Consider the following 13,135-nt stretch of genomic DNA (forward strand, 5'->3'; position numbering starts at 1 on the left):
TTAACTTTTAAAAGAATCTTGGAGATATTTCGGGTCCTTTTGAAAATATCTCATAACGTAACATAAATTCATGCGTACCCGTATTATAAACACCATAATTGGAGGTTGTTAAGTCATAGGCATATCCAACATTTAAGTTATCTGTTACTTGAAAACCTATCAATGCACTTATAGCATCATTCCATCTATAAGAAACACTGCCACGAAACTTGTCTAGGTATAAAAAATTAGCAGAAACATCTAAAGATGAAGGAGCATTCATAACCGCTTTAAAAAGTAATGCTGGTTTAAATTTCAAATCTCTATTTATATCAAAAACATAACCAGCAATTAAGAACATATGTTCTTTTTCTAAAGCTACATTTTCTTTACTTGCACTGTAATTATTTGTTTTTAAAACATTTGGAATTGAAGCCCCGATATAAAATTTATTATTATAAAAGAATGCACCCAATCCTACGGTTGGCGAAAATTCATTATCCACATTCGTATCAAAGACTCGATCCGGATTTTTATAAATTCCTTTACTCCAATCTACGTTAAACAACCTTCCACCTAGCTTTAAACCTAAGGCTAAGAAAGACGCATCAGTTACCTGTAAAGAATAAGACACATTTGCATCTATACTTGTTTTTTGTGCTGGTCCAATTTTGTCATTCGTAACATTAAAACCAATACCCACACCCGAATATTTTAAAGAGGTATCATAACTTAAGGTTTGAGTTTCTGGTGCTCCATCTATTCCCGCCCATTGACTTCTGGCTAAAATATTAATAACGGTATGCTTTTTTGACCCTGCATATGCTGGATTTACACTCATTGTATTATACATATATTGCGTAAAACCTGGATCTTGTTGTGCTTGTACTTTTTCTGATAACATAATAATTAGTACAACAATAAATCCGCTAAGGTTTCTATATCGCTTTAGATTCTTCATTTTCTTTTCTATTTACTATAATTATCTGTTGATGAACAACCAACCTGTTTTATCTTTACTACCATCACCAAGCTTAAGAACATAATAATAGGTACCTGAAGTTAGTGCTTTACCTGAATTATTTATACCGCCCCATGAGTTATCATAATTGGTTTTTTTATACACAATATTCCCCCAACGATTAAACACAGCTAATGAATTGTTTTTATAATTTTGAATACAATCAATTTCGAAAGTGTCATTAGCTCCATCATTGTTGGGACTAAATTCATTATAAATAATAAGGCACGTTGGAGATGCTTCTGCGGTAGCTTCGTTATTTGATTCGTCACTATCAGCAATACCTTCATAGCTAATAATACGAGCCGTATTTAAGTAATCACCTTCTTGTAAAACTTTGACGGTAATAGCTAACGATGATTCTTCTTCAAAATTTAAGATTGGTATGGACCATTCACCATCGTAATAAGAATAAGCTCCTGACGTAGCCGAGTGAGACAAATACTCATAGCCATTTGGAATTACCTCATCCACTAGAATATTTTTAACGGTTATATTTCCTTTATTCAAAACTTTAATAGTGAAAATCACTTCTTCATCTATAACAGGTTTTGGATTATTAACCTCCTTGGTTATGCTCAAATCTAAATCACTTGGTAATTGTATGATTATTGGATCGTTTGTTGGGTTATTATCAAAACTTCCGTCGGCATTAGGACTTTCTATTGCATTGGGGTTTTCTATAGGTTCTCCAAAAGAATCCGTTCCGGCATCACTTACATCCTCAATGCTATTAATTACACTACTATCATCTAACAAAGGCAATTCTGCTCTTGCTATAGCCGATCTTTCTATAAAACCTCTATCAATATCTTGCTGAAAAATTGTATCAGTTAATGACCACTGTCCCATTTCTGAGGGTTGTAATATCTCAGAAACAACAACGCTTTTTGTTTTTCCAAGCCTAGTATAATCAATAGAAACATTTGACAATGTTACATTACCTGTATTAAAAACAGTATAATGAACGATAATTTCATCTTTTAAATTACCTACAACACCATCTAAATTTGTATCTTGAATTGAAAAGGTTTTAATCAATGATAATGCATCTAATTGGGGTAATATTACCATAGAGCAACCTTTACAATTACTATCTAAAGGCTCTAAATTATTTATATCTTGAGCTGTACTTTTAATTTGCTTATTCTTTATATCATAAGCAATTACCTCCGCCTTATTATAAAATTCTTTTGCATTAATATCTTCTTGTGTTATAAAATAAACAGCTGAAAAAGTATCCGTATCACTTGTGTTTGAAGTTAAATTAGCAATGGCTACACCCGAAACATTAAGTTTAGGATCTGACACCAAAATGTTGCTTAACACTGTATTGCCTATATTATTAACCGTAAACTTATACGATATTGTCTCACCTACTTGAGCATAACCGTCTTTATTTTCATCATTAAATACACTTTCTTGTGCTAAGCTTATTTTGGGCGTAATTGGAGAAACAATAATAGTACTTTGGTTATTTGCTGAAATTTCATCATTTCCTCCGCTATAATCAGCCAAGGTGGCCGTATTTTCATAAGTTCCAGTCTCGAGAATTTTCACCCTTACTTTAAGTGTCTTTTTTGTACCTGCAATTAAACTACTTAATTTCCATTCTCCTTTTACGGAATCAAAATTATCTTCGGTTTCTGAAGAAACATACTCATATCCATCTTGCAACAAGTCAGTAACAACAATATTCTCAGCAATTACATCACTATTATTTATTATTGATGTAGTGAGTATTACTTCATCTCCAATGTAAGGGTTTAGATCATTTACTTCCTTCTCAACTCCTAAATCAAACGGCACACAGCTATTCGTTTTTATTGTATTTACACCACTTAACCATTCTACTTTACAGGTGCTGCAATCTTCACAAACATAGTTCCATACCCAATCAACATTAATAGTTGAATTACTATAACATTCTGCCTGAAGACCATTAACTTTAAAGTGTGTCAGATCTTGATTTTCGCCATTTAAAAGTGGTAGCTTAATCCTTAAAACCGTGTTATTACCTTCTACAACATGACTAATTGTTCTATTATGTACATCCGAAAAAGTTACCTTAGAAAAGTCAAGCTTTTTAGAAAAGGATAAAACTAACTCTGTATATTGATTTTTGCAACCTGTATAAGCTCTAGGGTCAAATAACCCAGTTGCATTGGCCTCTATACCGAAAGGAACATCATAATCTATAGCATTTGGAAATGTAAGTGTATTATTATTTCCTTCAATTTTATTTGCTAAAACATACCCATCTTTTTCTGCATGTACTTTTAGATTTGTTCCGTTTTTATTATTAAACAAGACTCTAGCCGCATTATATCCCTTTTCGTTACTAGCACAATTGACTGACGTAATAGTGGTTACTTTAAAAGAACCACCTTCTTCTAAGTCATCATAAACACCATCATTATCTAAGTCTTTAAAACCTAATATCCCAGCAATTTCTTCATCTGAAATATTTGCTATTTTCACACGGAATCGACCATTATTAATCTCAATCCTTCTATTGGAAATTAACATGCCATTGATATACAATTTCGTTAAATTAGCACTGCTATTCAACGCTTCTTCTAAAGTTGCATTTGCATCATCAAAACCTGCTTCATTGAAAGAGGCACCTAAGTCAACAATAATATCTGATGCAAAATTTTCACCATTATCTGTTTTATCAGCAACATTTGTAAACGTATAATTATTTGTACCAACTATGGCAGAACAGCCATAAGCAGTTTTATAATCTGATACAATTTTTATATCAAATTCTGGAGAACCATTAATTGATTTTGTTTTCTTGGAAACCGATTGCTTTCCATTTACATACACTTTTGATCTTTTACTGTTTTCAAACAATTGAACACGGTTAACCTGTGCTGTTTCATGAGCGATTAATTTAGTGGTAACCATTAGGCAACATAAGGCCATAGTTATCCTACTAAAGTTTATAAGGGAGATAAACATTACTTAGGGGGTTCTTAATTAAATTATATTGTAAATTTTAAAAAACTAGGATTAGCTTTTTAAAATTAAATTTCCACTATTTCCTAAAACGCATGTTGGTATTAAAAATTGTTAAAGAATGTTAAATTGGTTAACCAGTTTTAAAAAAATAATCATAACTAATTAAAATTTAGCTACTTAAATTTAGATAAAAAATTACAAAAGAATATTTAATTATCTCAAAACTCATGAATAATGAGATGATTTTACGAAATAAAATGAATATTAAAATATGATTTCGATGTGATTTTGATTCAATTTAATTTCAACATGATGACAAATACCCCTCTTTTTCTCTTTTTAAAACTAATTACAGATGTCTAATTTTAATTCATAATAATTGTAAAAATTTCTTCTCAAAAACGGAAGGAATCTTTTATATATTTATTAATATTGTTCTACTAATTTTTAATAAAAGATTATGATTCATAGACTAAATAAAAGTATCGCAGTTAAGATTATTTCATTTTTGATTTTGACCCTATTTGTTAACGCCTGTAGTTCACAAAAAGTAGCCAGTACAAATGACATAAAATCAGTCCAAGAAGATAAACCCTTAAATATTATACTAATGATTGGTGACGGCATGGGGGTATCGCAAGTTTCGAGTAGTTACTTTTCAAAGGAAACGGAACCCAACTTTAGTCGTTTTAATACTATTGGACTCATAAAAACGTCTTCAGGTAGTCATTTAATTACTGATTCAGCTGCTGGTGCAACCGCATTTTCTGCAGGAAAAAAAACATATAATGGTGCTATAGGTGTAGATATAGACACCCTGTCTGCTGAAAACATTGTAGAATATCTTTCTAATAAAGAATATGCAACAGGTTTAATTGCTACTTCTTCAATAACACATGCAACTCCTGCTAGCTTTTTTGCTCATGTTAAATCTAGAGGTATGGCCGAAGAAATAGCTAGTGAATTACCAAGCTCTCAAGTAGATTTTTTTGCGGGTGGCGGTAAACAATTTTTCTTTAATCGTAAAGATGACAAATCACTTTATAATGAGTTTGTAACTAATGAATTTACTATAGACACATTGAGTCTTGAAAAGAGTCAACCGCTATCAAAATCTAAAAAATATGGTTTCTTATTGTCGAAAGATGCTATGCCGAGAATGGATCAAGGAAGAGGAGATTTTTTATTAAACGCAACCGAATTAGCTCTTTCTTATCTTAATAAAAATGAAGTAAAAGGTAAAAATGGGTTTTTCCTAATGGTTGAAGGTTCACAAATAGACTGGGGTGGACACAATAATGATTCTGAATATCTTAAAAAAGAAGTCTTAGATTTTGATAAAACTATTGGACGTGTTTTAGATTTTGCTGAAGCCGATGGAAATACGCTCGTTATTATAACTGCCGATCATGAAACAGGTGGGTACACCTTAGCGTCTGATAATGGAGACTATAATAAGATTAAAGGTTCTTTTTCTACAGGAGGGCATTCTGCCACTTTAATTCCGGTATTTGCATATGGACCAGGTGAGGCAAATTTTTCTGGTATTTATGAAAACACCGAAATATTTGAAAAAATAATCGAAATGGTTAATCAACAAAAATAGTATCATTTTTTAATTCAAATGACTATTTTCATCTTTTAAAGCTTTTACATCTGTAACTAACTGAGCTAATGACGCTCTATTTAATCCATTGTAAATGCCTCTAATATGTTTATTTTTATCAATTAAGAGAAAATTTTCTGAATGTAAAAAATCATCTATGTTTTTAGGGACTCCTAAATCATTTTCAACAAAATATTGATTTCTACCGAGGTTATAAATAGCTGTTTTATCGCCGGTCACTAAGTGCCATTTATTATCAATGACACCATGTTTTTCTGCATAAGTTTTTAGCTCAGCTACAGAATCAATAGTTGGTGTAACTGAATGCGATAAAAATAATATTTCTTCATCTTCTTTAAATTCTTCTTGTAGTTTAACCATATTGCCTGTCATTTTTGGACAAATACCTGGACAACTTGTAAAAAAGAAATCTGCAATGTATATTTTATTATCAAAGTTTTTTTGTGTAACGGTATCTCCCAATTGATTGATTAATTCAAAATCGGGTATTTTATGAAATGCTTGCTCTTCATCTGTATTAGGTGTTAACCAATTCGGTGTAAATGATTCCTCATTATAATAAGGTAAATAGGCTACCCTACTCGTTTCAGTTACTTTTATGTTTTCTTTTTTCTCCTCGTCTTTACAACCAATCGTTATAACAAGAAAAAAAATCATTAAATATTTCATGTATGCATATATTATATTGAATAATCTAACCTTGCCTTATTCTTTCTTTTTAGCATCTCCAAAAACGGACTCGCTTCTGGCATCTTTTATGATAACCTCATCTTCTAATTGGTAGCATAAATTTGCTTTTTTCATGCCAAAAATTCGCCCATTTTTAGCTTCATAATTGACATATATTTTACCGTTTTTAAGCCAAGCTTGTTGCATTCCTGCTTCATTTCCATTGGTATAGTGCATTTGCTTTGCCAATTGACCAGAATCATACCAACGCTTTTCGACACCGTGCAATTTTCCATTTTCATAATTTGATTCTGAAGCCAATACCCCATTTTTCCACCAAGCCTTATAACTACCTACCAATTTATTTTTATGGTAATTAGATGCTACCTTTAATTGACCGCTAGGAAACCAAATTTTAGCAATACCTTCTTTTTTTCCATTCAAAAATCCAACCTTTTGTTCTAAATTTCCATTCGAACCATAGCTTACTAAAAAACCATTAAAAAGATTATTATTGTAATACCAGTTACCTTCATTACCATTTAGGACCAGTTTATTTTTAGTCACTTCAATGTCTGAAATCGTTTCAACTTTAACTAGTGCACTGACTTTTTCTTCTGAAGTGCTTTTACAACCCAAAATAAATATTGAAAAAAGTACTAATAATAAACTAGTGCTTTTCATATTAATATCCCTGATAAGGTCCTGCAAATAAGATATAAGACCCCGTATTTGAATAGGTTTCATTTATGATATGATAATGATATTCCTCCACGCCTTCTGAATACTGAGTTGTAGTGGTATGACCTCCTGAACTATCTAAATCTGTTGGGTAGGTACCCGTAGAATTACATTTTCTTCCGTAAATAAATACACCATCTAACAAGATACCATTCAGCTTATCATCGTCATTACTAAATGCTATCGGTTCTAGATGATAATGATAAACACCTGGCCCGATATGTGCACCCGTCCAATCTAAACTGGCTGCGGCTTGACTTAAAGGTCCATTTCCTTCTGAATCATTAAAAATTGAAGCTCCACTTACAGCAATTCCGACAGTATTCAATTGTGTTGCAACTGTATTTCCAGTTAAATTCGGAGTGGCATCTACCGTTATGGTCGTAGCATTATTATTACTTGACATTATTGATGGTGTAACTTCTACACCTTCCTCTTCCATATAAAGTGAATTACCCTCACCCCAATAAACCGTTTTATGATTTGGTAATCCCGTTGTTTCAATGGTAACAGTTGTACCTCCATCAGATAAATAAGCACTAACCGCATCTGAATTAAAAGCATCAAATTCAGCTGGTAATTCAGTTAAAGATATATCTGAAGATTCCCCATTGATATCATCGTCGCTATTGCAAGCAATAAAAGTGATAGATCCTATTAAAATTATAAATATTATGCTATTCTTAAAAAATTTTCTCATTTGTTATATTTTAGTTTTCTTTTTAGATGCGTTTTCTGAAATAAACTTGCGGTTAGGATAAAATTAATTTTGATTAACTGGTAATCTTCTATTCCCCAGCCCTTGTTTATCATCTTTTTTAGCACTTTCAAGTTCCTCTTTTGTTATAAAACCATCTTTATCGGAATCAACCTGATTAAATTGATCCAACAATGGTCCTTTAACCTCTTCTTTCGAAAGTTTTCCATCATTGTTGGCATCCATTTGTTTAAGTATTTGCGTAGCACTTGGACGCTGCCCTTGCCCACCTAGTTGTTGGCCTCTTGGTGGTCCTTGACGTTCTTCTTCCGTTATCTCTCCCATTAAACAACGACTCACATAAGGAAAATCAGTAGTAACCATATACATATAATTTCCATTTATGGTAATACCATTACATTCATCTAAATCACCAACACCTTCAGCATATTCAAAATCGGAAGTATAAGTTCCATCATGCTTATCTACAACAGAAACATCTATTGAATTCATAGGGCTTGTGTAGCTACAATCTTCACCTTCACGCTCTCCAACTAACAGTTTATAACTTGGCTTATAAGCATTTGTTTTAGAAAAGTAAATAGGAAACCCATCTTTTGCAAAACCAACATGTACTAAATCTTCACCAGTATCAAAATCTTCGATAACGGATGTTGGGGCACCATGATAATGATAGGCACCTGTTGGCTGTACATGTGCATGGTTAAAGTCAAGACCTAAATTAATTAAATCTTGAAAAGCCTCTACACGATAACTTTCTCCAGTGTCACAAACTACTACCTCTGCAGTTCCCGGTTCAAATTTTACACCATTTAAAGCAATCCCCGGTTCCCTAACCCATGTAGGTTCACCAATATATTTGGGAATTAAAGGAAAAGTATAGGTTTTGTTTTGTGCTGCAATTGTATTTGGATTCCCTTTATTGGGAAACTGGCCCGTTTTATGATTCGGCAAAGAATTGGTTACCATTTTACGTTCATCGGTGGTAACCGTAACTTTAGTTTTGGTACCAAAAATTTCATCTTCTAAATCATATGATCCAAAATAATCATTATGAATATGAGGTACCTTTCCTACAGAAACAGTTTCAGTTGTAGCTGAAAGAGTGTTTTTCTGAGAACTGCAACTTACCATAATACCTGCAAGAATAATAGTAACTACACTATAAATTTTTCCCATTTGTATAATTATGTATTATTGTTTCTTTCTTTTTTTAGACTTCTTTTTATCTGATTTAGATAAAAAATATTTTAATTCTTCCAAATCAATTTCATTATCGTCATTCGTATCGATTTCTTCAAAATTATTAGTTAGCAAAAGTTTTTCTTTGGCAGCAATTTCAATTGCATTTAATTTACCATCAGCATTATCATCAACTTCTTTCATTATCTTTTCAGCTGATTCTCCTTTAGGTCCTTTACCATTTAAAGACGCTTCTAATTCTGATAAATCAATATATTTATCATCATTCGTATCTATTAAATCAAAATCTTGAGAAATTTCACCTCTTTGATCCTTTGATGCTTCATCAACATCTATCTTATCATCATTGTTTGTATCCAATTTTGATAGAATTTGAGATGCATCAGGTTTACCTCCATTATTCTACCCACCTCGTTTACCTCTTTGTCCACCTGGGCCTTGAGCAAAAATACTGGCACAAAACAGCATAGAAAAAATGGCGATTGTCATTTTTAAATTATAATTTTTCATAGTCTTATATTCGTTAGTTTATTTATTTAGATGTGTTTCATCAAAAATACTTGTGCTAAATTACCTTTTTCTTCAAATGGATTAATAGCTCCGTTAATTTTCTAATTCCCTAACTAAATTAATAGCTATAGTTTTAGTTTTATCCTTTAAACTTTTAGCGATTGCTAATTGGACTTCAGTTTGCAAAAGTCTATCAATTAAAGTATTTTGAAATTCTCTATTATTTAATAACTTATCATAATTAGATTGTTTTGAAAGCGTCTGAATTTTATTGTGTTTAGAATATCGCCCTGAAAGAATTTCAATTAATGATATATGTGCCTCTATCAGTGGTTGTAAACGATTAATAACAATATTTTGAATTTTTGTTTCCTGATTTTCAAAATTATCTAGTTCACTCGGATAGGCGGCAATTAATTCCTTCAACAAACCACTTTCAATAAACTCAAATTTGTTTGTGCTATTCACTGAGTTTATGGAAACATTATGCAACTTTGTTATTTTATAATCGACGCTAATAATACCTTCTTTTACGTCATCCGTAAGTTCTTGATATTGCAGCCCCATATAACTCATCGTGTTTTTAATTACTTTGACATTTTCCTTATATCGCGTTATTGATGAATCTAAAAGTATTAAGTTTGAATTAAGCTCTTCGTTTAAGCTTTCATATATTTTTAATTCTAAAATCCTATTATTTTTAATTTCATTTAGGTTATTTATCTTCCAAGCAATCAATATCCCAATAACAATCAGCAAAATTTCTCCTAAAGCATAGACAAAATAATTTTTAATCTTTCTTGAAATCAATAACTTTTTTCTAATTTTTTTAAATAACATCATCGCTAAAATTCTTTATATCATTTAATAATATTGTTTTTATAAAAAAACTTCGTGATTACTCACGAAGCTTTTAGCAAAAACTAACTCAAAATGAAATTTTATATCAATTATTTAAATAACTACTAACCGCTGATGCTCTTTGTGAAACATGTGAATTTAACTGGTTAACGGCTGTTTGAAAATCTGAACTATTATTAAGGAAGGTATAACCTGATACTTCAGTAGTGGCATAAGGCTCTACCAAAGCTGAGTAAGTTGAATACAACGATTGCATTGAATCTACATTAAACGCCCCATCAACGACCTCTTGTACATAGGTATCATATTTCTCTTTATACACATCATCTGCATATAAGTAACCAATTAAGGGCCACTCTGATGAATTAAGACCAGAAAAATTCAATGGCAAGGAACCTCCCATATTTCCAGTTTCTAGAGCTTCATTATTATCCCAAGGAATCCATGTTAATTTTTCAGTATCTGGATTATTGTATAGGTAATAATTATGAGTCATACGTCCATAAGTATCCCAATTTTGAATTACGGTATTTACAGCAAGGTATTTCAAAAACACATCTGTATCAAAAACTGCCTCCAAATCTGATCTCCATGTCGCTGCATCAGTAGTTCTTGAAGCATCATTCACTAAAGTCAATAAACTACTGACATCTGAAAAATCAGCATCATCTTCATTGGTTTTCTTTACATATTCATCTTCATCAAAAGTACCGGCTGCAAAAGTTGCTGCATCACCATCTGGTTTGTATAGATTTCCGTCATCATCAGAAAATTGGGTATCTAGAACTGTATCATCAACCTCTTCAACCATCGTGTAAAGTCCAAAATACTGAGGACCATCTCCATAATCTACATAAACTGTATAAAAAGCCGTATGAGACCCAACTAAACCTGCATTTCTAAACACATCACCTGCAACTTTTTCGCGTAACATTGATTTATCATTATAATTATTTTTAAGACTTAATTTTTTAAATCCATAGAAACGTTGGTTATCAATTTGTGGATACTCATCTTCATATTCGTCAAAATCAAGTTTAAAAGCCAATTTTAAAATACCTGATTTCCAACTACTTTCCAAACTAGAATTCCCCTTAAAACGTACACCTACTCTGTACCATTCTTTATCATTATAAAATACTTCAGCTGGAACAAACATTGGGTCCTCGTCAGCATCTGACGTTACACCTCCTGGTTTATTTCCTGCACCAAAAGTACCATAGAGACTTGTCATATCATCTAACATACTTTGCCATCGTGTTTCAGTAATAACAATATCTAATCTTTTTACAGCTTCATCTTCAAAAACTTCATCAAAATTTGGATCAGCAGATTTGCTATGCGTAGCCTCCGTCCAATCAGTAGCTTCAAAATCAGTATCGTCAAATTCAACTTCTATTTCGACATCATTATCTTCTTCAGAAACAGCATCATCATCACTACAAGAATTTAATGTTGAAAATGACATTGTAAAAATTACTGCTATAAAAAGGAAGCGTATACTCTTTTCTATTTTTTTCATCTTTAATATTTAAATTATAATTTGTTTTAAAGAATCTTTATAAAACACAATAAAGCTTCTTGTACAACTATTGTTATTACCTATTTATAAATAGGTTACTTTAATTTCTTTCTCTTCTTTTTGGTTTTGGTGCTTTTTCAAATTCTTTTTCTGAAATAAAACCATCCTCATCAGTATCTATAGTCGAAAATTCATCTTTTAAAGGTCCTTTAACTTCATCTTTAGAAAGTTTACCATCTTCGTTGGCATCCATCTGTTTAATGAGTTCAGCAAATGTTGGCGGCTTCTTTCTTTCCTGTTTGTTACCAGATTGCCCAAACGAGCTCGTAGAAATAAATATTATTAATCCGAAAACTATTACTAATGTTTTAATTGTGTTACTTTTCATATGTATTATTTTTAAATGTTATATAACTTTAGATGTATAATTCAAAAATAACTTGTGGACTCAAATGTTAAAAAAATGCAAAAAAAAAGACCCTCTGCGTTTTGAGGGTCTTTGAAACTATTTTGTAAAAGAATTACATTACTACTAATGATTTTTAGCTGGAGGAGGAGGCATTTGATTTTGATTACCACCTCCATGGCGTGCATTTTTAATAATATCATTAAATCGTATTTTTTGATCCTCATTACATAATTCATGGATGGCTCTTAAATTGTAAAATACCTCCGTTTCTAATTGATGCTGTTTCATTCCTATAAGCGTTGTAACAGAATCAATTTCCTGCTTATTTAATAACTCTGTTGAAATTTTACTAAATAGAACGTCTTTTTGTTTTTTAATGTCACCAGAAATAGTGTTCATTTTTTTACGATGTGCATCGCTTATCGTTTTAAACTGATCCATTTGAGATTGATCAAATTTTAATTGTTTCACTATAAAATCTTCTGGCCCTTTTGGTCCTTTTGCACCAGGTCTTCCTAAATAATTGAATAAAAAGAATCCATTGACTACAATTAAAAATACGAGTAGAATGTATAATAGTAAATTTTTCTTCATGATTAGTTTAATAACGAGGTTGTAGTATTCGATGATAATCCGTAAGTCTCAGCAAATTGACTCACATTCTCATCATATTTTGTTTCTTTTAACTTCGTAAAAGCAACAATATTTAAAACAATTATGCAAACCAATGTAGCCAATTGTATTTTAGGTGTAAACCAAGACCAAACAGTTTGCTGTTCTTCCTTTTCAGCAAACAATCGATTCATGGTTTTACCTTTAAAAAAAGGAGACACATTAACCGTTTCAATAGTGTCCATCGCCGCTAGCGTACGCTCTATATTATGTTGTATGTTCTTATTTGTTTCCAT

Annotated in this window: 13 protein-coding genes; 1 reads left to right on the top strand and 12 read right to left on the bottom strand. The window is 31.5% G+C overall.

Translation table 11 applies throughout. The features are described 5' to 3' along the window. Nucleotides 1–7: 7 nt before the first annotated feature. A complete protein-coding gene (locus tag JBL43_RS04000) occupies nucleotides 8–940 on the bottom strand; it encodes a PorP/SprF family type IX secretion system membrane protein (RefSeq protein WP_198840189.1) in 933 nt (310 codons plus the stop codon). A 21-nt stretch (nucleotides 941–961) separates the two neighbouring features. Next, complete coding sequence (locus tag JBL43_RS04005; protein ID WP_198840190.1) at nucleotides 962–3,913, bottom strand: T9SS type B sorting domain-containing protein; 2,952 nt, start codon at nucleotides 3,911–3,913, stop codon at nucleotides 962–964. Between the two features lie 514 nt (nucleotides 3,914–4,427). Between JBL43_RS04005 and JBL43_RS04010 the strand changes: the two genes are divergently transcribed. Then, nucleotides 4,428–5,573: an alkaline phosphatase gene (locus JBL43_RS04010; protein WP_198840191.1), complete on the top strand. Its 1,146-nt coding sequence runs from the start codon at nucleotides 4,428–4,430 to the stop codon at nucleotides 5,571–5,573. A 9-nt stretch (nucleotides 5,574–5,582) separates the two neighbouring features. Here JBL43_RS04010 and JBL43_RS04015 read toward each other — a convergent pair whose 3' ends face one another. The 10 genes from JBL43_RS04015 to JBL43_RS04060 all read right to left on the bottom strand — a co-directional run bounded on the left by JBL43_RS04015 (nucleotide 5,583) and on the right by JBL43_RS04060 (nucleotide 13,135). Further along, a complete protein-coding gene (locus JBL43_RS04015; protein WP_233098685.1) occupies nucleotides 5,583–6,251 on the bottom strand; it encodes an SCO family protein in 669 nt (222 codons plus the stop codon). 48 nt (nucleotides 6,252–6,299) lie between these two features. Further along, nucleotides 6,300–6,947, bottom strand: coding sequence for a toxin-antitoxin system YwqK family antitoxin (locus JBL43_RS04020; RefSeq protein WP_198840193.1), 648 nt, complete (start codon nucleotides 6,945–6,947; stop codon nucleotides 6,300–6,302). 1 nt (nucleotide 6,948) lies between these two features. Then, nucleotides 6,949–7,704, bottom strand: a complete 756-nt coding sequence (locus JBL43_RS04025) for a YHYH protein (RefSeq protein WP_198840194.1) — start codon at nucleotides 7,702–7,704, stop codon at nucleotides 6,949–6,951. A gap of 63 nt (nucleotides 7,705–7,767) precedes the next feature. Then, nucleotides 7,768–8,901: a YHYH protein gene (locus JBL43_RS04030; protein WP_198840195.1), complete on the bottom strand. Its 1,134-nt coding sequence runs from the start codon at nucleotides 8,899–8,901 to the stop codon at nucleotides 7,768–7,770. A 15-nt stretch (nucleotides 8,902–8,916) separates the two neighbouring features. After that, a complete protein-coding gene (locus JBL43_RS04035) occupies nucleotides 8,917–9,285 on the bottom strand; it encodes an EF-hand domain-containing protein (RefSeq protein ID WP_198840196.1) in 369 nt (122 codons plus the stop codon). Between the two features lie 243 nt (nucleotides 9,286–9,528). After that, complete coding sequence (locus JBL43_RS04040) at nucleotides 9,529–10,278, bottom strand: hypothetical protein (RefSeq protein ID WP_198840197.1); 750 nt, start codon at nucleotides 10,276–10,278, stop codon at nucleotides 9,529–9,531. Nucleotides 10,279–10,381: 103 nt separating this feature from the next. After that, complete coding sequence (locus JBL43_RS04045) at nucleotides 10,382–11,818, bottom strand: CotH kinase family protein (RefSeq protein WP_198840198.1); 1,437 nt, start codon at nucleotides 11,816–11,818, stop codon at nucleotides 10,382–10,384. A gap of 100 nt (nucleotides 11,819–11,918) precedes the next feature. Continuing rightward, a complete protein-coding gene (locus tag JBL43_RS04050) occupies nucleotides 11,919–12,206 on the bottom strand; it encodes an EF-hand domain-containing protein (RefSeq protein WP_198840199.1) in 288 nt (95 codons plus the stop codon). Between the two features lie 144 nt (nucleotides 12,207–12,350). Continuing rightward, nucleotides 12,351–12,821 carry a hypothetical protein gene (locus tag JBL43_RS04055; RefSeq protein WP_198840200.1) on the bottom strand — a complete coding sequence of 157 codons (471 nt, stop codon included), beginning with the start codon at nucleotides 12,819–12,821 and terminating at the stop codon, nucleotides 12,351–12,353. A 2-nt stretch (nucleotides 12,822–12,823) separates the two neighbouring features. Continuing rightward, entirely contained in the window at nucleotides 12,824–13,135 is a 312-nt protein-coding gene (locus JBL43_RS04060; RefSeq protein WP_198840201.1) for a hypothetical protein, read from the bottom strand.

The sequence above is a fragment of the Aureibaculum flavum genome (genome assembly GCF_016406085.1).
In the GTDB taxonomy this organism is placed as follows: Bacteria; Bacteroidota; Bacteroidia; order Flavobacteriales; family Flavobacteriaceae; genus Aureibaculum; species Aureibaculum flavum.